Source organism: Pedobacter aquatilis (assembly GCF_032678425.1).
Classification (GTDB): Bacteria; Bacteroidota; Bacteroidia; order Sphingobacteriales; family Sphingobacteriaceae; genus Pedobacter; species Pedobacter aquatilis_B.
In genome coordinates this window covers 195594-219774 of record NZ_JAVTSG010000001.1, presented here as the reverse complement: position 1 = coordinate 219774, position 24181 = coordinate 195594, and the positions used below count along the sequence as shown (strand labels likewise).

19 protein-coding genes are annotated in these 24181 nt (G+C 36.5%); 12 read left to right on the top strand and 7 right to left on the bottom strand.

Annotation, left to right across the window (positions count from 1 at the left end; genetic code table 11):
- Nucleotides 1-1470: an ABC transporter substrate-binding protein gene (locus R2Q16_RS00860; protein WP_316734584.1), complete on the bottom strand. Its 1470-nt coding sequence runs from the start codon at nt 1468-1470 to the stop codon at nt 1-3.
- A 211-nt stretch (nt 1471-1681) separates the two neighbouring features.
- Here R2Q16_RS00860 and R2Q16_RS00855 point away from each other — a divergent pair, with 211 nt between their 5' ends.
- Entirely contained in the window at nt 1682-2134 is a 453-nt protein-coding gene (locus R2Q16_RS00855; RefSeq protein WP_316734582.1) for a hypothetical protein, read from the top strand.
- A gap of 74 nt (nt 2135-2208) precedes the next feature.
- Nucleotides 2209-3279 carry a DUF2891 domain-containing protein gene (locus R2Q16_RS00850; protein ID WP_316734581.1) on the top strand — a complete coding sequence of 357 codons (1071 nt, stop codon included), beginning with the start codon at nt 2209-2211 and terminating at the stop codon, nt 3277-3279.
- A gap of 556 nt (nt 3280-3835) precedes the next feature.
- On the opposite strand, the gene R2Q16_RS00845 is transcribed toward R2Q16_RS00850, so the two are convergent.
- A complete protein-coding gene (locus R2Q16_RS00845) occupies nt 3836-4357 on the bottom strand; it encodes an NAD(P)H-dependent oxidoreductase (protein ID WP_316734580.1) in 522 nt (173 codons plus the stop codon).
- 184 nt (nt 4358-4541) lie between these two features.
- On the opposite strand from R2Q16_RS00845, the gene R2Q16_RS00840 reads away from it, so the two are divergent.
- From R2Q16_RS00840 to R2Q16_RS00800, 9 genes are all read left to right on the top strand, one after another.
- Entirely contained in the window at nt 4542-5345 is an 804-nt protein-coding gene (locus R2Q16_RS00840) for an AAA family ATPase (protein WP_316734579.1), read from the top strand.
- A 7-nt stretch (nt 5346-5352) separates the two neighbouring features.
- Nucleotides 5353-6261: a ParB/RepB/Spo0J family partition protein gene (locus tag R2Q16_RS00835; RefSeq protein ID WP_316734578.1), complete on the top strand. Its 909-nt coding sequence runs from the start codon at nt 5353-5355 to the stop codon at nt 6259-6261.
- Nucleotides 6261-6974, top strand: a complete 714-nt coding sequence (locus tag R2Q16_RS00830; RefSeq protein WP_316734577.1) for a DUF5683 domain-containing protein — start codon at nt 6261-6263, stop codon at nt 6972-6974. The genes R2Q16_RS00835 and R2Q16_RS00830 overlap by 1 nt, the downstream gene beginning before the upstream one ends.
- 33 nt (nt 6975-7007) lie before the next feature.
- Entirely contained in the window at nt 7008-7742 is a 735-nt protein-coding gene (dapB, locus tag R2Q16_RS00825; RefSeq protein WP_316734575.1) for a 4-hydroxy-tetrahydrodipicolinate reductase, read from the top strand.
- A 66-nt stretch (nt 7743-7808) separates the two neighbouring features.
- Complete coding sequence (lepB, locus tag R2Q16_RS00820) at nt 7809-9002, top strand: signal peptidase I (protein WP_316734574.1); 1194 nt, start codon at nt 7809-7811, stop codon at nt 9000-9002.
- 142 nt (nt 9003-9144) lie between these two features.
- On the top strand, nt 9145-10335 hold the full coding sequence (locus R2Q16_RS00815) for an ROK family protein (RefSeq protein WP_316734572.1): 1191 nt from the start codon (nt 9145-9147) through the stop codon (nt 10333-10335).
- Nucleotides 10336-10417: 82 nt separating this feature from the next.
- On the top strand, nt 10418-13531 hold the full coding sequence (locus R2Q16_RS00810) for a SusC/RagA family TonB-linked outer membrane protein (RefSeq protein WP_316734570.1): 3114 nt from the start codon (nt 10418-10420) through the stop codon (nt 13529-13531).
- 18 nt (nt 13532-13549) lie between these two features.
- Nucleotides 13550-15460 carry a SusD/RagB family nutrient-binding outer membrane lipoprotein gene (locus R2Q16_RS00805; protein ID WP_316734568.1) on the top strand — a complete coding sequence of 637 codons (1911 nt, stop codon included), beginning with the start codon at nt 13550-13552 and terminating at the stop codon, nt 15458-15460.
- Nucleotides 15461-15592: 132 nt separating this feature from the next.
- Nucleotides 15593-17017, top strand: coding sequence for an alpha-L-fucosidase (locus tag R2Q16_RS00800; protein ID WP_316734567.1), 1425 nt, complete (start codon nt 15593-15595; stop codon nt 17015-17017).
- On the opposite strand, the gene R2Q16_RS00795 is transcribed toward R2Q16_RS00800, so the two are convergent.
- From R2Q16_RS00795 to R2Q16_RS00775, 5 genes are all read right to left on the bottom strand, one after another.
- A complete protein-coding gene (locus R2Q16_RS00795) occupies nt 17014-18102 on the bottom strand; it encodes an Ldh family oxidoreductase (protein ID WP_316734566.1) in 1089 nt (362 codons plus the stop codon). The genes R2Q16_RS00800 and R2Q16_RS00795 overlap by 4 nt on opposite strands.
- Before the next feature lie 82 nt (nt 18103-18184).
- Nucleotides 18185-19771 carry a bacillithiol biosynthesis cysteine-adding enzyme BshC gene (gene bshC, locus R2Q16_RS00790; protein ID WP_316734565.1) on the bottom strand — a complete coding sequence of 529 codons (1587 nt, stop codon included), beginning with the start codon at nt 19769-19771 and terminating at the stop codon, nt 18185-18187.
- A gap of 186 nt (nt 19772-19957) precedes the next feature.
- Nucleotides 19958-21847 carry a DEAD/DEAH box helicase gene (locus R2Q16_RS00785; protein WP_316734563.1) on the bottom strand — a complete coding sequence of 630 codons (1890 nt, stop codon included), beginning with the start codon at nt 21845-21847 and terminating at the stop codon, nt 19958-19960.
- A 402-nt stretch (nt 21848-22249) separates the two neighbouring features.
- The gene (locus tag R2Q16_RS00780) at nt 22250-22723 is read right to left on the bottom strand and encodes a DUF4293 family protein (RefSeq protein WP_316734562.1); all 474 of its coding nucleotides are present in this window, start codon (nt 22721-22723) and stop codon (nt 22250-22252) included.
- Nucleotides 22724-22726: 3 nt separating this feature from the next.
- Nucleotides 22727-23194: a DUF4293 domain-containing protein gene (locus R2Q16_RS00775; RefSeq protein ID WP_316734561.1), complete on the bottom strand. Its 468-nt coding sequence runs from the start codon at nt 23192-23194 to the stop codon at nt 22727-22729.
- A gap of 110 nt (nt 23195-23304) precedes the next feature.
- Here R2Q16_RS00775 and truA point away from each other — a divergent pair, with 110 nt between their 5' ends.
- Nucleotides 23305-24069, top strand: a complete 765-nt coding sequence (gene truA, locus R2Q16_RS00770; RefSeq protein WP_316734560.1) for a tRNA pseudouridine(38-40) synthase TruA — start codon at nt 23305-23307, stop codon at nt 24067-24069.
- Nucleotides 24070-24181 lie beyond the last annotated feature (112 nt).

Sequence of the window (24181 nt, the reverse complement as noted above, 5' to 3'; positions counted from 1 at the left end):
TTAATCTTTCTTCACGTTTTTCAATATCATTAAACTAAGTGGATTCAGCTGGTATCCACTTATGTTATTTTGCAGCATTACAACCGATTGGTCGTAAAAAACTGGAACAACAGGAGAATAATCCATAACCATTTGATCCATTTTACGGTACAATTCAAAACGCTTATTGTTATCAGGTTCGTAATAACTTTGTTCAAATAATTTGTCGAATTCTTTGTTGTAAAAAGCCGTATAATTTGGTCCGAAGGGAACTTTGTTTTTCGAATAAAACATCGAAAGATAATTTTCACCATCGGCATAATCTGCAATCCAGCTTCCACGGAAAAAGTTAACATGATTTTTAGAAATCAAATCCCTTAAACTCGTACTCGGACTTACATCAATCTTTGTTTTTATGCCAATGGCAGAAAGTTCGCTCTGAATAAATTCAATTAAATCTTTGTAAGTTGTTGTGGTGTTCAGTGTAATTTCACCTAAACCTTTTCCTTCTGGATAACCCGCTTCCACCAATAATTTCGCTGCTAATTTTGGGTTATAATGATAGCCATGAACAGCTGTACTATCAAATCCTGGCATCCCTTTAGGTATAAAACCAGATGCTGCCGGAATGCCAATTCCATTTCTCAAATATTTAATAAGTTTTTCTCTATCAATGGAATAATTTATCGCCTGGCGAACTTTTTTTAATTTTAATGGTGAGTTTTTCACAATAGATAAGCTGCTGTCAACCAATATTCCAACATATTCAGTACATAAATATGGGCTTTTAGTAAGTTGAAATTTACCTTTGTAAGTTGAAGTCATTTTACCGCTCTTGGTTAAAATATCGTCCCGATAACTTCCATCTACACTGTAATAAAAATCCAAATCCTTCTTCAAAAAGCTCATAAAACCGCTCTGTTTGTCACTGATAAACGAAGCTTTAAGCGCATCCAAATAGGGTAGAGGAATTCCCTTTGAATTTTTTTCCCAATAATGTTCGTTTTTTAAAAGCACTAAAATTTCACCCTCTTTCCAGTATTTAAATTTAAAAGGACCAGTTCCTACCGGATGACTTCGAAAATCTTTGCCATAGTGTTCAACAACCTCTTTGGGTACAACCGAGCAATATTGCGAAGTAAGCAAACTCATAAATGGGGGGAACGGACGGACTAACTTAATCTGGAATGTAGAATCGTTTACAGCGATGAAATTATTTTGGTCTTTAACCTTGTCGCTAAAAATCCACCCGCCCGATGAAGCTACTTTTGGGTCGATTAAGCGGTAAAAACTATATGCAAAATCTCTTGCTACAACCTTTCTGCCCTTACCATTTTTAAAAACGGCATCATCATGGAAATATACATCGTTACGCAGGTTAAAAGTATAAGTTAGCGCATCATCAGATATTTGCCAGCTTTTTGCGATGCAAGGAATGGTTTGTAGGGCAGAATCGATTTGCACCAAACCGTTAAAAACCTGGTTGGTCATCCAAATTGCATTTTGATTGCGGGCAAAGGCAGGATCGAGAGAAGTTAAACCCTGATCTAAATTAATATTGAATACTTTTTTATTGCTGCTATTTAACTTTTCCTTACAAGAAAACAAAGTGACAACCCAAAAAAAACAAAATATATACTTGAATGAGGCCTGCATAAATTAAGGATTGCTATTTTTGCACAAATTAATAAATTTAATGCAGATGTCTTTTTTAAACGATTTATTTATTGGTCTGGAAACGACCCAACAAGAGGATTTACAAGAACGTTTAGATATTGTAGAGCACAAAATTAAGTTTATGGATAAAATGCCAGTTGCTTGTCTGGATGTGAGCAACACGCCAGGTTATTTTTTGGCAGAGGAAATTGCACAAGCTGGCGGTATGTTTGAAACCGATATTTTCAGTGCTGCATTTATTATTTATTACCAACCAGGCAAAACTTTAACCGATTTAATGCGTGAAGTACCATCTGTTTTAAATGCGGATTGGCAAGCGGTAAAAAATAACCGAATTATATTGTTAAACGATGATGTTAACAGATTGAGAACCGCTGAAAATGCAGTTTCATTAATTGAAGATTTGGCAGAAATGATACATCCGGGCTCATTTATTTTTGGTCATGAAGGCGATAAATGGATTAGATTTGGGGCTTAACGAATTTTGAATAATTGATTGAGTGAGTTTTGAATGATTGAATTTTAATGTATGCTTCCCAAACTAACCCAAGTATGAAAAAAATCTTTATTCTATTTTTATTTACTGCTTTATGTTTTTCGGTAAAAGCGCAAACTGTTCCGGCCTTAACTGCAGATGTTGCTGAAAAGCTTTCAAAAATGCCGCTAGGTTGTATTATTCAGGAGTTCCCGAATAAAACATCGCATGTTGCAAATACCGCTGTCGATGGCAGATTGTTACCGAGCGAATTGCATCCGGCGTTTTATGGTTGCTTAGATTGGCATAGCTCCGTTCATGGACATTGGATGTTGATTCGGTTGCTAAAAACCATTCCAGATTTAAAAAATAAGGCACAGATTACTGCGCTTTTGAATAAAACCTTCACGCCCGAAAAGATGAAAGCCGAAGCCGAATATTTTACTAAATATCAGGTTGCAAATACTTATGAGCGTACTTATGGTTGGGCTTGGTTGTTAAAATTAGATCAGGAATTATACACCTGGGATAATCCAGATGCGAAAAAATGGTACGCAGCTTTACAACCTTTAACCAGACAAATTTTAACACTTTGGAAAACTTACTTACCAAAGCAAACTTATCCAAATAGAACTGGCGTGCATCCTAATACAGCCTTTGGTTTGGTTTTCGCTTTAGATTGGGCAAAAACATTTAAGGATGTTGCCTTTGAAAAGCAGATTGACGAAAAGGCCAAATCTTTCTATTTAAACAATACCACTACGCCAGCGTATTTGGAGCCTGATGGTTCTGATTTCTTTTCTCCAAGTTTAGAAATTGCCGATTTAATGCGTCGAGTGTTGCCTAATGCTCAATTTGTAAGCTGGTTAAATAAATTTTACGAGGAAAGAAGTATTCAACGAATTAGCGATTTGCCTGTAATCAGTGATATAAATGATTATCAAGGTGTACACCTGGTTGGTTTATCTTTTACGCGGGCTTGGTGTATGAAAGGTATCGCCAAAGAATTACCAAAAGGACACAAGTTAAAACTTCGCTTTGAGCAAACGGCGAATAAGTTTTTGGCTAATGCTTTACCGTTAGTTTTTGCAGGTAATTATGGCGGCGACCATTGGTTAGCATCTTTCGCAGTTTATGCGTTAGAATAGCCGACCATACTTGAGCCTTGTCTTCCTGAGCTTGTCGAAGGATTTGTTTGATATTTTTAAAGAATTTCTTTTTTCTGATGGCGTTCGTTCAGACAAGAATGATTTTTTATTTGAAAAGCAAGTTTCGGTGCTAATCGGTTCCGAAAGCCCCGTTATTCGCTTTACTCTCCCGTAAATACGGGATTCGTGCTCGCTTCTACTGGGTTTATTTTATGGAATGCAGTTTTTCAATTCAACTCATTAAATTAGCGAAATACTTTATGTAAACACCTTAAAATCTTTGGACAAGATAGAGATTGAAAAATTTACCCGAGAGTGCACTGCGCTAGATTTCTTGTTTTACTGCAGAAAACAGCGTTTTTAAACCCGGTTGAAGCGGTACCCTGCAGCAAGGAGGTACGACGCAGCGAAGCGTACAAGCGAAAAACGGGACTAACATTAATATGAAATGCAGGTTTTGCTTTTCATATCAATTATAGAATTAATGAATGATTTAATTTTGGATGATGGAATGATTGAATGAAAGAATGATTGAGTTTTGAGTGATTAGGGGGGATTAAAACCTAATAAACTTATCTATCTGCTCATTGATGAACTTAACTGTATCTTCTTTAATCAGATTTCCATTCACATCAAGTTCAGTTTTGATATTTGGAATATGCAAACGAAGTGGTAATACATTCAAATGGATGTAGTGGCAAACGCCAGTAAAATGCTCTACACCGCGAATGTTACCGTATTTGCCAGAAGAAATGCCAACCAATGCTCCTTTTTTATCGTAAAAACTGTCCGGGAAATTGCTAGCATCTATTAATACCTTTAAAACGCCAGGATAGCTACCATTATATTCAGGCATTATGAAAATGAATTTTTCGGTATTGGAGATTAAATCCTGTATTTGCTGAAACTCAACTGACCTTTTGCCATACATATCGGTATTTAAAACATCGGCAGGTAAATGCTCCAAACTGAATATATTAGCGTTTAAGCCTTTAGCTAAAAGTTCTGATTGGTAATATTTGGCAACTTTAAGCGTATTGCTATTAGGTCTGTTGGTTGCCGCTATTATTGTTATCATGGCGTAAATTGTTAATAAGATGTTTAAAACCCAAATGTTGTAATTGCTAAAATTACCATATAGTTTGTATCTTAGCTGATTGAGAAAAAGGGCGTAAACAACGCAAAAATAGAACTTTTTGCCGATTAAAAGGCAAGAATTAAAGTCACCCAACGTAAACGTAAAGTAAATTTCGGATATATAGATGAGCAAAATAATTGCATTGGCAAATCAGAAAGGTGGTGTTGGTAAAACAACTTCATCTATTAACCTTGCGGCGAGTTTAGCCGTTTTAGAATATAAAACCTTGTTGGTTGATGCTGATCCTCAGGCAAATTCAACTTCAGGTATCGGTTTTGACCCCCGGAATATAAAAGATAGCATTTATGAATGTATCATTAACGATATCGACCCATTACAGGCGATTCAGAAAACGGATACACCTAATTTAGATTTGTTACCTGCCCACATTGATTTGGTTGGTGCAGAAATCGAAATGATTAACCTGAACAATCGCGAGTATAAAATGAAAGCGGTTTTGGAGAAAATAAAAGATCAATACGATTTCATTATTATAGATTGTTCTCCTTCTTTAGGTTTAATTACCATCAATGCTTTAACGGCTGCAGATTCGGTAATTATTCCGGTTCAGTGCGAGTATTTTGCATTGGAGGGTTTGGGTAAATTGTTAAATACCATCAAAATTGTCCAAAATCGCCTAAATCCTGAATTGGAGATTGAAGGGATTTTGCTAACCATGTATGATGTACGTTTACGTTTATCTAACCAGGTTGTTGAGGAAGTGAAAACCCATTTCAACGAATTGGTTTTTGAAACCATTATTCAACGTAACACCCGTTTAAGTGAAGCTCCAAGCTATGGCGTATCGGTTATTATGCACGATGCAAACTGCAAGGGCGCAATTAACTACCTTAACCTTGCCCGCGAAATCGTAAAGAAAAACGGCTTATTAAGGGAAGAAGAAAATATAGGAACGGCAACTTTATAAAAAATAGATGACATCTTTTCAGCGAAAAACAGGTTTAGGCAGAGGATTAAGTGCGCTTTTAGATGATAGCGAATCTACACATCCGCCAAAACAGCAAGTAAATGCAGTTAGCGAAACGGAGCAGATTGGCAACATCAGTCATGTAAATTTAAGTGAAGTTGAAACCAATCCTTATCAGCCACGTACAGAATTTGATCAGGTTGCTTTAAACGAGCTTGCCGATTCGATTAAGGTACAAGGTTTAATACAACCCATTACGGTTAGAAAACTTGCTGCAAATAAGTACCAGTTAATTTCTGGTGAACGCAGATTTAGAGCTTCTAAACTAGCAGGCTTAACTCAGGTTCCGGCTTATATTCGTAGCGCAAACGACCAACAAATGTTGGAAATGGCACTTATCGAAAATATCCAGCGGGAAAATTTAAATGCCATTGAGGTTGCTTTGAGTTTTCAAAGAATGATTGATGAGGTTGGCTTAAAGCAAGAACAATTGGGTGAGCGTGTTGGTAAAAACCGTACAACTGTTACCAACTATTTGCGTCTACTAAAATTGCCGCCTGCAATTCAAGCTTCCATTCGTGATCAGCGCATTAGCATGGGCCATGCAAGAGCTTTGATAAATGTTGACGGCGTGGATAAACAATTATTCATCTATCAGGAGATTTTAGACAAGGGCTTATCTGTTCGTAAAGTAGAGGAATTGGTACGCAACCTTCAACATGCGCCACTAAAAGCAGCTGAAAAACCGAAAGAAAAAGGCGTTTCTTTTCAATATCAAAAGTTACAAGATGATTTAGCCTCTAAATTTGCCACTCGTGTAAAGTTAAAAGTTGCGCAAAATGGAAAAGGTGCTATAGAAATTCCTTTTGTAAGTGATGAAGACCTGAACAGAATTTTAGAGTTATTAGATTGGTAATGCTTAATAACAGGATTTTAATAACGCTATCTCTGGTATTTGTTTTCATCGCAAATCTGGCTTCGGCTCAGGTACAGGATACTTTATTAAAATCAACGGATACTGTTAAGGCAAGGCCTATTAAGGCTGTACCGATGGATACTGCTCGTAAAAAGGTAGACACTGTTAAATATGTAAATCCGGGGAAAGTAGCAGGAAGAAAAGCCGTCTTCAGGTCGATGCTTATTCCTGGTTGGGGACAGTTGTATAATAACCAGCTTTTGCATGATAAGTTAAATGCTAAAGGTGAACGAACTGGTCATTTTTGGCAAAAAACCTATACATTAGGTAAAGTAGGTTTAATTTATGGGGGTTTTGGTGCTCTAACTTTATCTTATATCGAAAGCCGTAAAAATTATAAAATCTTCTTAACTGAGGCTCAATATAGAGCCGCTAATCCGGGGATGCAGCAAAACCCGGATTTAACAAGATATCGTAATGATGATGTTTTGAATGCACAAGCTATATACAAAAGGAATAGCCAGATTGTAATTTTTTCTTACTTTGCAGTTTATGCCGCTCAAATTATAGATGCTTATGTTGCGGCTCGTTTAAATTTTTTCGATGTTGATGATAAGCTTTCGTTTAATGTAAGTCCTGCGCTAATTAATAATCCAAACACCATGTATGGATTTGCCAACACACCAGGATTAAAACTTTCGTTAAAATTCTAACAAATAAAATCACCTAAACAAATTATATAACCAATGAAAATTGCGCTTTTAGGATATGGCAAAATGGGGCAGATTATCGAAAGATTTGCTGTTGAACGTGGCCATGAAATCGTTCTAAAAATTTCAGTAGACAATCAAGAAGAATTAACCCGTCAAAACTTAAAATCGGCTGACATTGCCATCGATTTCAGTACGCCTGATTCAGTTTTACAGAATATTGATGTTTGTTTCGATGCAAATGTTCCGGTGGTTGTGGGTACTACAGGTTGGTATGGCAAACTGCAGGAAGTTAAAAATGAATGCAACAGCAGTAACAATACTTTACTTTATGGGTCTAATTTCAGTATTGGCGTTAACTTATTCTTTAAACTAAACCAAACTTTGGCTAAGCTGATGAATAATTATCCGGCTTATGAGGTTCAGGTTGAAGAAATTCACCATACTCAAAAACTGGATGCACCAAGTGGAACAGCCATAACTTTAGCCGAAGGTATTGTTGATAATCTGGAGCGAAAATCTGAATGGTTAAATGAGGTGGTTGGAACCAATGTAGAGGTTTTCCCTAAAGGAGAACAACTACTGATTGAATCGCATAGAATTGAAAATATACCGGGTACACATACTGTAATTTACAGCAGTGAGGTTGATGATATTGAGATTAAGCATACTGCGCACAGTAGAGCAGGTTTTGCATTAGGGGCAGTTGTTGCCGCGGAATGGTTAAAAGATAAAAAAGGATTCTTCAGTATTACTGACATTTTTGAGTAAGCTGATGTTAATAAAGCAGATAATGGTTAGCCGATTTTATTAATCGTTAACAACTAAACAAGATATATGAATTATAAATTCTGGCAGAAAAAGAAAGATGCCAATAAAAAGAAAAAGACTAAAACCCGCGAGTGGGTAGATGCTATTGTTTTCGCTGTTGTTGCGGCTACGATAATCAGGGTTTTCTTTATTGAGGCTTACACGATTCCATCGGGTTCGATGGAGCGTTCGTTATTAATCGGAGATTTTCTTTTTGTAAGTAAGGTTAACTATGGTGCTCGCGTACCGATGACACCAGTTGCTTTTCCTTTTGCACATCATACCATGCCGATTACCGGAACCAAAGCTTATTGGGATGGTGTTCAATGGAAATACCACCGTTTGCCGGGTTTGAGTGATATCAAACGAAACGATGTTGTGGTTTTCAACTTCCCTGAAGGTGATACAGTTGCGTTAGAAAATCAGGTGCCAAGTTATTACGATTTGGTTAGACAAAGCGGTCGAGAAACCATTCATAGTCAGTATACAATTGTGAGCCGCCCGGTTGATAAACGTGAAAATTTTATTAAACGTTGTATCGGTATTGCTGGCGATGTTATCAGCATGAAAAATGGTATAGCTAACATTAACGATAAAGATGAATCTCTGATAAATACTGGAATGATGCCTTATAAAATCGAATTTAAAACGATGGATTTTAATTACGGCGTTTTTGACGATTTAAAGGTGAAACTTGGTGATATGCAACTGATAGGTGATAATACTTATGTTGGCGACTTATCTCCAGAATTGGCAGAAAAAATTAAAGCATTTGATTTCGTGAAATCGGTAAATATGTTTGCCGCTACCTCAACAGATATTGAACCTGGAGGTACATTTCCACATGATCCGAAACGTGTTTGGAACCGTGATAATTTTGGGCCAATAAAAATTCCTGCAAAAGGCTGGACGGTAAATATCGATAGCAATACAATGCCATTATACTATAGAGCCATCAGAACTTACGAAGGTAATAAAGTGGAAGAAAAAGCTGGTGTTTGGTACATTAATGATAAACCTGCAACTACTTACACTTTTAAAATGAATTACTATTGGATGATGGGTGATAACCGACACAATTCTGCCGATTCTCGTTATTGGGGTTTTGTGCCGGAAGACCACGTTGTGGGTAAGGCATTATTTATCTGGATGAGTTGGGATAGTGAAGGAAGCTTCTTCAGTAAAATCCGTTGGAATAGGTTATTACGAGGGATTAAGTAATAATTTACTTCAGAATCCAAACAAAAAAAGGCTTAAAGAGATTTAAGCCTTTTTTTGTTTGAAAAAATACTTAATAAAAAAATTAATAAGTTTAGCTATGTTTTGATTTTTTTTATTAAGTTTGTTTTAAACCAAATAAAAAATGTCGATTATAATTGAGAAGAATCAGCGCTTGCGGGCCGATATCATCAAGTATCTTTATTATAAAAATGCATTATCACTAACCGATTTGAGTAAGCTTACTAAGAAAAGCTTGCCATTGGTAACTTCTGTGGTAAATAATCTGATTGGCGAGGGTTTCATAACGGAGCAAGGTTTGGCTCCATCAACAGGGGGTAGAAGAGCCTCGATTTATTTACTAAACCCAGATAATAAAAAATTTATTGTTGCAGTTGCCATGGATCAGTTGATTACCAGATTGGCAATTTATGATTTATCAAGAAAAACGATAATACCTACAAAATATCTGGAATTTGAAATGTCTGATGACAGTGCTGATGTTAATCTGATTATTGATTTTATAAGTCAAAGTATTGAGGATTCTGGCATCAGTAAAACAGATATTTTAGGCGTGGGTATTGGTATGCCGGGTTTCGTAAATGCGGAATTGGGCGTTAACCGTTCTTATTTACCCGTAAAAGGTAATTCTACACTTCGAGATTACATCAGTAAAAAAATAAAACTTCCGGTTCAAATTGATAACGATTCCAGCTTAATTGCCTTAGCTGAACTAAACTTTGGTGAAGCGATTGGTTTAAAAAATGTGATGGTTATCAATGTTGGTTGGGGAACCGGACTTGGTATGATTTTAAATGGTCAACTATATAGAGGAAGTACCGGTTATGCCGGTGAATTTAGTCATATTCCATTATCAGATAGTAACAATTTATGCTCTTGTGGCAAAAGAGGATGTTTGGAAGTTGATACTTCATTATTGGTGATGGCAGAAAAGGCTGAAAAATTGCTTGCTGAGGGAATTGTATCCAGTATGAGCGAGCTCTTTAAAGATAAAAGCAAACATCCTCGAGAACATTTTTTGGATGCTGTAAATGCTCAAGACCCACTCGCGATTTCTATTCTGTCTAAAGCGGGTTTTCAGTTAGGCAAAGGCTTGGCCACACTTATACATATTTTAAATCCAGAATGTATTGTATTGAGTGGTAGGGGCGCTAAAGCTGGTAAAATGTTATTGCCATCGGTGCAACAAGCCATAAATGAGTTTTGTATCCCCCGAATTTCCGAGCAAACCACAATAAAATTATCAACCTTAACGGATGAAGCCGGGCTTTTCGCTGCGGCTAGTTTAATAATAGAAAATTCACTAATTGATTAATATAATTAATACTGTATGGTAAAAACACAAACAAAAAATCCTTAAAACCTAATTCAACAAATTAACTTAAACTAAACAAATCATGAAAAAAATGTACTTAAAGTGCTTAAGTGCGTTGTTGTTAACGCTTTTGACAACTGTAGCCTTTGCACAAAAAACGATTACAGGTACGGTACTCGATGGTTCCGAACCTATACCAGGCGTTAGTGTTACCGTTAAGGGCACAACTAAAGCTACTCAAACGGATAATAACGGAAAGTTTTCAATTTCGGCAAATGTTGGAAACACTTTAGTTTTTAGCTATTTAGGCTATACATCAAAAGAAGTGGCTGTTAGTTCATCAAATAATATCTCTGTAAGCTTAACTGCAGCAAATAACGATCTTAATGAAGTTGTGGTTACAGCGTTAGGCATCAAACGTGAGCGCAAATCATTAGGATATGCAGTTCAGGAAGTAAAAGGCGAAACTTTGGTTGAGGCTAGAGAGCCAAATCTGGCTAATGCTTTAACTGGAAAGGTTGCCGGTTTACAAGTAACCCGCTCAAGTAATGGTCCAGGGGGCTCATCTAAAATTGTTTTACGTGGTTATAACTCATTAACAGGAAATAATCAGCCGCTTTTAGTTGTTGATGGTGTGCCAGTAGAAAATTTTACAGGTGCAAATAACAACGACTTCTGGAATCCATCATTAGATATGGGTAATGGTATTTCGGATATTAACGCTCAAGACATTGAATCGATTTCGGTTTTGAAAGGTGGTGCGGCAGCAGCGCTTTATGGTTCTAGAGCCGGTAATGGTGTAATTTTAATCAATACAAAATCCGGACGTACGCAAAAAGGTTTAGGTATTTCAGTTAATTCTACAACTGGGATTGAAAACATTTTCATGAATCCTGATATGCAAAATGATTTTGGACAGGGTCTTAATGGAATTTACGATGAGCGTTCAAATTTAAGCTGGGGTCCTAAAATTGGCGGACAAACTGTTAAAAACTGGGATGGAAGACAAGTTCCATTAACTGCCTATGATAATATTGATAACTTCTTCAGAACGGGCGTTTCACTTAACAATAGCGTTGCTTTCCAACAGCAATATAAAAATACATCTGTCTATACTTCTTTTAACAGGATGGATGATAAAAGTATGATTCCTGGTGTTAAATTAACTAGAACAAATTTAATGGCAAAGGCCAATACAAAATTTGGTAAAGATGACAGATGGATGGTTGATACGAAAATTCAATACAGTAATTCTGATGCAGTAAACAGACCTGTTTCTGGAACAAGGGGAGAAAATACATTCTGGACCATTTACAATCTTCCCCGCTCACTAGATGTTACCCAGTTTTCAGCAGCTACAGATCAATACCGTAAAATGTTATGGTATGGTGGTGGTAATCAAAGAAATCCATACTGGAACAATATGTACAACACAAATAATGACGTTCGCGACAGGTATATTTTGAATGGAGCAATTAAATATAATTTTACGGATTGGTTAAATGCAGAAGTTAGAGCTGGTGCAGACATGTACAGTGTAACTACAGAAAATAAAACATTTTCTGGAAGTCCGGCCCCAACAAATGGTAGCTATGGTACAGGAAAACAAAACTTTAAAGAAACCAATTACAGTGCGATGTTAAACGCAAGAAAAGACAACTTGTTTGGTAAGTTTGGTGGAGCTGCTATGCTTGGTACAAACTTGATGGCAAGAGATTTTTCTTCGCTATCGGGTGGTGTAGGAGAATTGAATGTGCCGGATTTCTTTTCATTAAATAATGGAATGAGTGCTGCAGTTGTTGATCAAGGATTTAGTAAAAAGAGAATCAACTCTGTTTTTGGTTCTGCTCAATTAAGTTATGACGATTATCTATTTTTAGATGCAACTTTTAGAAATGATTGGACCTCAACTTTGAGTAAAGAAAATCGTTCATTTTTCTATCCTTCTGTAAGTTTGTCTTATGTGATTACAGATATGATCACAAAAAACGGAAGTACATTACCAAGTTGGTTAAGTTATGCAAAGTTAAGAGGTTCGTATGCCGAAGTAGGTAATGATATGGAGCCGTATCAATTATTTAATACTTATACTTTGGGTAAAGATCCGAATGGAAATACAACTGCTGGTAAAAACGGGGTATTATATAATCCTGATGTTAGAAATGAGTTTATAAAATCATTCGAATTAGGTACAGAGATACGCTTTTTCAAAAGCCGTTTCGGTTTAGATGTTACTTATTATAAATCGAATGCAACAAACCAATTAATTAACCTGCCATTAGATCCTTTAAGCGGGTATAATTCAATGAAAATTAATGCCGGAGATTTGCAGAATCAAGGCTTTGAGATTACAGCTGATGCAAGAATTTTAAATAATCCTAACAAATTCAACTGGAATTTAAGTGTAAACTATTCTAGAAACATTAATACTGTTGAAGATATTTATAACAGCATTACACAATATAATTTAGGTGGTTATGATGATGTAAGCGTTCGTGCAGTAACCGGAGAACGTTATGGCGAAATTTATGGTAGCCGCTATCAAAGGGTGAACAATCCTTCAAGTCCTTTCAATGGTCAAATCATTGTTGATGCTAATGGCATTCCATTAAAAGATTCTAATCCAGTTAAATTAGGCAACCAAGGCGCAACAGGTTTACTAGGAATTACGAACACATTTGCATATAAGAGCTTAAGTTTATCATTTCAGGTAGATGCTCGTTTTGGTGGTCAGATTTTCTCCGCTTCAAATGCGCTAATGCAGGCTAATGGTACAGCTGCAGTAACAGTGGTTAACGGAGAGCGTGCAAATATAGTGGCTGATGGTGTTTATTTAAATCCTGCAACTAATGCCTATGAAAAAAATACAAAGGGTATATCCCCACAATTATATTGGCAAGCTGTAGCCGCAAATGGAAATATTGGTATTACCGAAGCAAACTTATACGATGCCAGTAATATTAGATTAAGAACCGTAAATTTAAGTTACGATTTGCCAGTAAAGTTTCTTTCTAAAACACCTATTCAAAGAGCAAAAATTGGTGTATCTGTAAATAATGCATGGATGATTAAGAGCCACATGAATGGTATTGACCCTGAGTCTGTTTTTGCTACCGGTTCAAATGCCGTAGGCTTTGAGAACAGTAGTCCTCCAACAACAAGATCTTACTTCTTTAACTTATCTCTAGGTTTCTAATCGATAAAAAATAATCAAATGAAAAATATATTCAAAAATTCAACTTTGCTAATCGCGGCTGCAATTGCAGTCTCATCATGCAAGAAATTTGATGATGTTAATGTTAGTCCTACTGCAGCAACTGCAGATCAGGTTCAGGTAGAATATTTTCTAAATAATTCAATCATACAAGCGCAAATGAACCCTGATGTAGCAGAGCGCTCATTTATATTATATTGGAAAACAGCAGCTCATCAGCACAGAAACGGTGGTTTATCATCTGGAACGTACAATGATGGATGGACGATTGCTTATTATAATCAAGTTGCAGATTGGTTAAACTCAGCCAATACTGGTATACAAATAGGTGAAAAACAAATTGCAGACAACAACATTAAGGTTTATACTAGAAATTTAGTACAAATTGGGCGCATATGGAGAGCATATCTGGTTAGTGAAATGTCTGATAATTTCGGGCCAGTTCCAATTAATGCTTTTAACGGTACAAACCCTGAATTTGCCGATGTGAAATCTGTTTACTATTACTGCTTGGCAGAATTAAAGGATGCTGTTTCAAAAATAGATGAAACAGTTGTTAACCCGGGCAATTTAGCTAACCTAGACCCAGCTTATGGCTATAATTATGATAAATGGAAAAGATATGCTAATTCATTGAGGATGAGGTTGGCAATGCGTTTATCAGAAGTTGACGCTGCTAAAGCCAAAACTGAATTTGAAGATGCTGCTACTGGTGCAAAATATATCACTACAGCCGATCAAATGTTTAAAGTAGCTGAAAAAGGTGGATGGGATGCTTTAACTGGTGTGATGAGTAGAGAGTGGAATGCTCAATTTTTATCAACAACTCTAAATAACATATATATAGGTTTAGGCGGAATCCAATCTCAAAATCAGTTAGATGCTTCGTTTGCGAGTGCAATAAAGCCAGCAAATTATATCGGGGTAAGATATAGTAATCAATTTACCAGTAGAACTAATGATCCATCAACAGGATATTGGTTAGATGGTCTGCCAAATGTTATCGATCCCCGTGCTTATAAAACTTTTATCGTTCCTGGCGATTTTACTAATCCAAATTTTAACTCTTATCCTTCATGGACTAGCGACGCAAAAAATACACAGCGTAATTTATTGGATGGAACTGGAGCCGTTGTTAAAACTATCGAAGCAAAAAATACTTGGAATACAGGAGTTACGGGTGATTGGGGGACTAAAGGTTCACAAAATCAATTGTTGGGTTACGAAGGTACAACGCCAAGATTAAGTAACCAGTTTAGGGCAAGCGCTTCTCAACGCATCTGGTTTGCATCTTGGGAAACTTATTTCTTACTTGCAGAAGCATCAGTTAGAGGATGGACTGTTCCAATGGGTGGCCAGGCTGCTTATGAAGCAGGTGTTAAAGCTAGTTTTGATTATTGGGGTGTATCTGCGCATGCAGCAGCATACTTAACTTCTACATCATTTAGCAGAACCGGAACATCTGTGAGTTGGACACACGTTACAGAACCAGCCGCAAGTTACACTATGAACTATGTTGATGGTTATACAAATGTTGCTGGAACAGCAAATATTGTTTATCCTAAAAATGATTTGTATAAAAGTGGCACTGTTAAAAATGATCAATTGACCAAAATTATTACACAAAAGTATATTGCGCAAATGCCGTGGTTACCACTAGAAGCATGGAGCGACCAGAGACGTTTAGGTTTGCCATTCTTTGAAAACCCGGCTATCGAAAATAATTTACCAAATTTGCCAGCTTTAAATACTTCAAGTTTTATGACAAGTAGTGTGAATTTCTTCCCTCAGCGATTAAGATATCCATCAAGTTTACCAAATACGAACAGTAAAGGCTATGCCCAAGCGGTAACGGCATTGGGTGGCGCTGATGCGGTATTAACGCCACTATGGTGGGCTAAGAAGCCATAAGTAGCGATTGATAAAATTTTGAAATGCTCCCAAAGTGAAAATTTAACCATCAAAATATTTTGGGATATTAATTAATAATTTAGTTATTTTATCAGGGCAGGAATTTTCCTGCCCTTTTTTTATTTTTTAGGTATGAAGAAACTTTCCTTTTTATTTATTCTGCTATTCTACTCTATTTTATCGTATTCGCAACAAAACGATATTATGCCACAGTCAACGCATTACGAATGGCCTAAAGATGAGCTAGTAAAACAGAAGTTAGAGAACTGGCAAGATAAAAAGTTCGGTATGATTGTACATTGGGGGCTTTATGCAATTCCCGGTATAATCGAATCTTGGACCATCTGTTCTGAAGATTGGATAGAAAGAGATACCACAATTGCCTACGAAGATTACAAAAAATGGTACTGGGATTTTAGTAAACAATTTAATCCTACAAAATTTAATCCTGAGCAATGGGCTACGGCAGGCAAAAATGCAGGCATGAAATACCTTGTATTTACCACCAAACATCATGATGGGTTTGCTATGTTTGATACAAAAGAAAGTGATTTTAGTATAGCTAAAGGTCCATTTGCAAATAATCCAAAGGCCGATGTTGCCAAATATGTTTTTGATGCTTTTAGAAAGGAAGGTTTTATGATTGGTGCTTACTTTTCAAAACCTGATTGGCATTCGCAGTATTATTGGTGGCAAAAATATGCAACGGCAGATAGAAACAACAATTACGACATCAGGAAATACCCGTGGCGTTGGAATAAATTCAAGGATTTCACCTACAACCAGATTAGTGAGTTAATGAATAATTATGGCAGTGTAGATATTTTATGGCTAGATGGCGGATGGGTTCGTCCGCTTGAAACCGTAAATGAAGAGGTACTTTCCTGGGGAGCAAATATTCCGAAATGGAGCCAGGATATTGATATGCCTAAAATTGCAACGATGGCCAGAAAAGCGCAACCAGGTTTATTAATGGTTGATAGAACTGTTCACGGTCCATATGAAAATTATCAAACACCAGAACAAAGAATCCCAGAAAAACAATTAGATTATCCTTGGGAAAGTTGCATGACTTTAGGAGGGGCTTGGGGATTTGTGCCAAACGATAAATATAAGCCAGCGGCAGAAGTTGTACATAAGCTTGTAGAAATTGTTGCTAAAGGTGGAAGTTTACTTTTAGGTATCGGCCCTAAACCAGACGGCACCTTGCCAACAGACGTAACAATTCAATTAAATGAAATTGGCAAATGGACTTCCGTAAATGGCAAGGCAATTTACAATACTCGAATCACTAAGAATTATAATAGCGGTAAAACCTGGTTTACCCAAAGTAAAGATGGAAACCAGATATATGCAATTTACTGCCTATCGAATAATGAAAAGCCTTCGGTGATTAGTTGGGAAGGTAATTCGCCAAAGAAAGGAAGCTCAATTAAATTATTATCGACAGGGCAAAAAATAAGCTGGAAAAATATAAATGGAAAAATTGCTTTAAAGTTGCCTGCAAATCTTAAAAATGATGCGGCTTTAGCATTTGAATTTGAAGCGGCTGATTAATTACTCAGCGCTTCAATCTCTAATTTTGCAGCAAGTTCATTTAAGTCATTAACTACAACATCAATCAGCGGAATACCGCTGATTTTTCTTTCCTGCTCAAATTCATGTTCAGGTTCGCCAGGAATAATAACTTTTTTGGATTCATCCACCGTTTTGGCACTTTTAAAACGCTCAATCCAATTATCCAAATGACTTTTAAATTCATCCGCCGGACGAAAACCATCTACACGCATGGCGCCTAAAAAATGTCCTAAACCTTCTCCAACAGGATTTGCTGATGGCTCTAAGAAAGCCACAAATGGTGGCACCCAAGGGCCATAATTAGCACCTGAGAGCACAGCTGATAAAATATCTACAGTGGCACTCAGACCGTAACCTTTATGACTGCCATGGTCTTTATCGCTTCCCAATGGTAGTAAAGAACCACCACTTTTTAATTCGTTTGGATTATTTGAATTTACACCATCTTTATCTTGAACCCAGCCATCGGGAATATTCTTATTTGCCCTTTGCGCAATTTCTAATTTTCCGTTTGCGGCTGCTGCAGTTGCCATATCTACAATTACTGGTGGGTATTTTCCTGCCGGAAATGCATAACACATAGGGTTTGTGCCAAGCAATCTTTCATTGGCATAAGTTGGCGCAACCAGCGGACTTGCATTCGTCATGCTGATGCCAATCATATCATTTTCTACCGCCATTAAAGCATGGTAACCTGCAATGCCAAAATGATTTGAATTTTTAACCGAAACCCATCCACTACCGTATTTTTCAGCTTTTTCAATGGCAACTTTCATAGCGAAAGGCGCAACCACTAAGCCTAAACCAGCATCGCCATCTATAGTTGCCGTCGTTGGTGTTTCGTGTACAATTTTAATATCTGGTGTTGCGTTTATTCTATTCTTCTCCCAAAGACGAACATATCCACTTAAACGAGCCACACCGTGTGAATCTATGCCGCGTAAATCAGAACGGATTAAAACATCAGTTGCAAGCTCAGCATGCTCATCAGAACAACCCATTTTTTTGAAAACGTTATAGGTAAAGGTTCTTAGTTTATTTTCGGTAAAGGTAATGAAGTTCATTTTTAGTAAATTTTTCGTCATTGCGAGGTACGAAGCAATCTTTTCTAATTAGATTGCTTCGTGCCTCGCAATGACGATTCGATTAAGGCAAAAGCAAAGTAAAATCTCCACCCAATGGTTCGAAGTTTTCAATACAGGATGAAAGAAAATCTTCGCCATAATTTACATACATTGGCGCAATATTCATTATTCTTTCTTGCATGGTTCCATTAGGGAAAAGTCTTTTTTTAACGTTCTCTATTTGTATTAAAGCCGTTTCATGTTTCCTTTTTTCAGCTCTGAATAGCTTTTTTTCAAGATTTGCCAGCAAATGATTGGTTTTTTGTTTGGCTGTATCTGTAGAAACTGAAAGCGTTTTATCAATTTTGTAGGCATTCAGTTTAATCTGGTCGAAAATGCTATTAATTGCCCTGGTTTCATCAGCTAAAAGCAGTTGGGCAGTAGAATTTTTTCTCACCCAAAGATTTTTCAATTCCTCGACAGGTAAAAAGATGTCTTCTAAAGAAAAGCCTAAACTATACAAGTTCTTCGCACTACGTTCATCAATTAACAAAGCCGAATTACGAAGCAATAGCACAGGGAAATCTACTTTGTAATAATCGAAATTTGCTTTTAGTTGCATCCAATAGGCAACTTCTGCACCACCACCAATATAGGCGATGTTTGGCAAAATTACTTCCTGATACATTGGGCGCATTACAACATTTGGGCTAAATCTTTCGGGATTTGAGGCAATTTCAGTTTTTAATTCATTCTCAGTAAAACTGATTTCTGTATGATTAACTACATATTTGCCATTTTCAAAAATCAGACGTTCACGTAAATCATCTTTCAGATAAAAGAAATTTATATCGCGACCATTAACCTGTGTTTTATAACCTAGTTCTTCTAAGTTTGTTGAACTATTGTCGATGTTTTTAGCGCTGTTTTGTTCGGTAATATCTGCTAATATAACCGATTTAAATAAGGTTTTAAGTTGCTTATCATCAGCATTAACAATTACTAAACCGTATTTTTCGAATAAATTATTAACCAAATATCTTGTCGCATCAGCTAAATTATCATGTTCTAAATATGCTTTTTCAACTAACTTGGCAATGTGTTTGCCATTTTTTGAAATTCCTAGGTAACCTTTATATGCAGTTACTGCGGCGGCTACTGTTTTAGTGCTTAACCTTCCAGTTGCGCCATTAGTATTCTGTATCCAACTGATGTTTTTCTCATCAACGTTAACATGGTTAATTTCATCAAAATCATGGTCTTCAGTTGCCATCCAATACACCGGAACAAAGTTTTTATCGGGATGGGCAATTTTAAGTTCGATAGCAAGGTTTATCGCCGTTACAATTTTGTAAATGAAATAAAGTGGGCCAGTAAAAAGATTTAATTGATGGCCTGTAGTAACGGTAAAAGTATTATCTAAAGCTAAAAGCTCGATGTTTTTGGTAACAGATTTATTTGGATTAAGCTGTTGATATTGGTTTTTTAAAACCTCAACAAGCGTATTTCTATCACCTAAGAAATTTCTTTTGCTGATGGCTTCGCTCAATCCTTCCATATCAGGGCGATAACTATAGAAAGCTTTAAGCTGTTCTTCGTTATTAATATAATCTAAAACCAATTTCGAAAATGAACCGGTTTCCTGATAGGAAATATATTTTGCCTGCATAATTAGCGAAAGTAGTGCAATTTAAGGATATTCATAAAGTTGAATAACTATTTTACATTTTTTAAATAATAATTGCTAATCCGTTTATTAAAATCAGCAGTGATGAATATTGTGCCCCAGTTAAATAAAACAAAAAAGCCGCCTCGATAAAATCGAAACGGCTTGTAAAATATTTGGTTTAGTGAATTACCATTTTTTTCTGCGTTCGCCACCTTCACGGTTTCCACCTTCTCTGCGTCCGCTTCCACCTTTATCCTCACGGCTACGGCCAGAGAAATCTCTGAAACCACCACCATCACGGCTTCCACCTTCACGTCTACCGCTACCGCCAGAACTTCTTCTGTCGCCACCGCCGTTTCCACCACGGTAACCACCCCCGCCTCTACGTTCGCCGCCAAATCCACCGCTACGTCTTTCTCCGCCACCGCGTCTTTCGCCACCTTCACGACCACCATCTCCGCTTTTTTCAATGCGTACCTGGCGACCATTAAATTCAACTGATTTGAAGCCTTCAAAAACTTTGTCAGCAACTGCATCTTCAACCTCAAAGAAAGAGAAAACACCTTTTAAATCAATTTTACCAACGCTTTTGCCACCAATTTTACCATTGTTACAGATGAAAGATAACATATCCCCACGAGTAAACTCATCTACCGAACCTAAGTTGATAAACAAACGAGTATAGCCTTCGCTACCACGTCCGCGTCTTTCGCCACGCTCACCTCTTTCACCACGATCATCTCCAACAGCTGCATTTAAATCAGGTGCTTTAGAATAGTAATCTAAGAAACGGTTAAACTCTAATGAAGCAAAACGTTTAATTACATCCTCTTTCGATAAATCTTTAAATTCATCCATAATACGAGGAATGTATTGGTCAATTTGCTCTACATTAACCTCTACGTTATGTACTTTATGTACTAAAGAGAACAGTTGTTTTTCGCAAACATCAAATCCGGTAGGTAATTCAGCTTTAGTAAATTGTTTACCAATAATACGCTCTAACTGACGGATTTTACCTAACTCTTTAGAGTTGATGATACAGATTGAAATACCAGTTTTACCCGCACGACCAGTACGGCCAGAACGGTGAGTATAACTTTCAATCTCATCAGGTAAAGAATAGTTAACTACGTGAGTTACACCACTTACATCAATACCACGAGCAGCAACATCAGTAGCAATTAATAATTGCATGTTACGCTCACGGAAACGTTGCATTACCTTATCACGTTGTTGTTGCGATAAATCGCCGTGTAGAGCATCAGCATTGTAACCATCTTTAATTAAATGCTCAGCAATATCCTGAGTATCTAATTTCGTTTTACAGAAAACAACACCGAAAATATCAGGGTTAAAATCTACAATACGTTTTAAGGCAGCATATTTATCACGGGCACGAACAATGTAGTATTCGTGTTCGATGTTTACGTTACCTGTATTTTTTGTGCCCATGGTTAATTCTACAGGGTTATCCATATAGTTTTTAGCTATACGGCGAACTTCTGCAGGCATTGTAGCCGAGAATAACCAGGTTTTTTTGTCATCAGGAGTAGTTGATAAAATGTCATTGATGTCATCCTGGAAACCCATGTTTAACATCTCGTCAGCTTCATCAAGCACAACATATTTAACGTTTGAAAAATCAATTGCCTTACGGCCAATGATATCCAACATACGGCCGGGCGTGGCCACTACGATTTGAACGCCTTGGCGTATTTCGCGTAGTTGTTGCATAATGTTCGCGCCACCGTAAACGGCAACAACGTGGGCATTAGCAACGTTTTTAGAAAAGTTTTTAAGGTCGTTAGCGATTTGTAAACATAATTCACGCGTTGGGCATAAAATTAATGCCTGCGGTTTTGTTACTTTAAAATCGATTAGTTCTAACAGCGGCAAACCAAATGCGGCTGTTTTTCCTGTTCCTGTTTGGGCCAAACCAACAAAATCATTAGTGCCTTCTAACAGTACAGGAATACTTTGCTCCTGAATAGGCGTTGGATTTTCAAATCCAAGGTCCTTTACGGCATTAACGACGTCATCACTTATCCCCAATAATTGAAATGGGTTTGTCATTCGTCTTTTATTTTTTAATTGAGCCGCAAAGGTACGGTTAATAATCCGTATTTTATTGATTGTTAAGGAAATAGTTTTTTAAGCTAAATATTTGAAAATAAGGAAGAAAGAAATGAGGTAAAAGGGAAGGTGTTTAATGGGAGATGGATGTGGAGTAAATTTCACTTCATCAGCTATGATTATTCATAAATATTTGAAAATCAAAACCGATTATTTATTGGTTAAAACTGCCCCGCTTTACACTACAATCTTTTTAAATTCAGCTGTAATGCTAGGGTAAGAAGAGTCTGTTTCATCGGTTGCAGATGCTTCGTGCCTCAGCATGATAGTACATTTTAGTTAGTGCTAATCAAAAAGTATTTCCGTTACAATCGGGTTTAAAGAGCAAAAGCAGAATAAATATTAACGCAACCTTTCTGCAGAGCCTATTAACCTTTCATCTTTGTTAATACCGAAAATGGCTAAAAACACAAATAATATTGCCAAAGCAGGCATGTAAGCGCCAACGCCAAAAGTTGCGGATTTTTTTACCTCCTGTGGAAGCTGAACTGCATAAATAATACAGAGAATAGTTAAGAAACAGATAGCAGTAATTGAAAATATTGAAAGAATTTTCTTCAATATTTTTCTTTTGTAATTAAAAATATTGAAGAAAGAAATTATGCATGCAGCTATATTCGAGAGTAAAAGCGTGTAAATTGGCCGTATCTTGATCGCCATAAATTCACCTACATCCCAGGTTTCGTTATAACCATAAGTATATAAAATAGGGATTTCTATGCCATTAATCTTTTGATTAATAATCGGGAATAAGAACATAGAACCAATAGTGATGGTTGCAATTAAAAAAGATATGTTCTTAATCCACTTCCACATAAATTATCTCAACCTTTCAGCAGAGCGTATTAATCGTTCATCTTTATTAATACCGAAAATGGCTAAAACAACAAATAATATGGCTACAGCCGGTAAATATGCGCCAATTCCAAATTTCGAACCTTCTATTCCGCCTGGCATTTCTTTTGCATAAATGCTGCACCAAAAGGCAAAACCAATAATTGCAACTATTGTAAATATTGCAATTTTTTTCTGCTGACTTCTGTTTTTAAATCTGAAAATGTTTACAAAACACAATATTATCAGTATTGCATGTGTAATAATCAAGGGTAGGAATACATCAACAGTTAATACTTTTCCGGTTTTTCCATTTACAAAATAATGCAGACCATTTGTGAAAATATGAGTTTCATCTCCATTAACAACTTTTGTTGTAATCGGTAAAAACAGCATCAAAATAAGTGTAAGAGCTGCTAAGAAAAGCCAAATAGATTGTATTCGTTGTATCATGCTACAAAATTATATTTTTTTGCGACAAAATAGCAAGCGGCTATAATATGACCTAATCTTAAATCTTTGTTCTTTTATCCTTAATCGATAAAACGTACTTTTGCATCGCTTTGAGTAAAAAAAGGTATTTCATACAAATCGCTTACGATGGCAGCTTGTACCATGGCTGGCAAATTCAACCAAATGCAGTAACTGTTCAAGAGCTGTTGGACAAAGCCATGTCTATAATTTTTAGGCAACCAATAGAAACTTTAGGTTGCGGCAGAACGGATTCTGGTGTACATGCAACCGATTTTTTTGCTCATTTTGATATAGAAAACATAACAGAAGAAAAGGTTTTAGCTGCAGTTGGTGGCATAAACGCAATGCTTCCTTATCAAATTGCAGCTAAAAGAATTATTCCTGTAGCTGATGAGGCACATGCAAGATTCGATGCCACTGCAAGAGCTTACAAATATTACATTCATTTTGAAAAAGATCCGTTTAGGCTAAATCGATCATGGTTGGTTAAGGATAAATTGAATTTAAATTTGATGAACGAGGCAGCAAACGAATTATTAAATTATACGGATTTTTCTTGTTTCAGTAAATCGAACACCCAAACTTTTACCAATAACTGTAAGATTGTAAAAGCTCATTTTGAGGAAGAAAATGGTAGTTTGGTTTTTACTATAGAAGCCGACCGTTTTCTTCGAAATATGGTTAGGGCAATTGTAGGCACTTTAGTAAGAATAGGCAAGGAGGAAATAAATTTAAAAGATTTTAAAGAAATAATAGATAGTAAAAACAGAAGCAATGCAGGGCAATCCGTACCGGCTTGTGGCTTGTATTTAGTTAAAGTAGAGTACCCTTACATAAAACGATTGATTTTATAGAATTAGTGAATTATTGAATAATAGAATTAGTGAATTATTGAATAATAGAATTAGTGAATTATAGAATGATTGAAATATAGAATTAGTGAATGGTATGATGTTTTGTATGGCG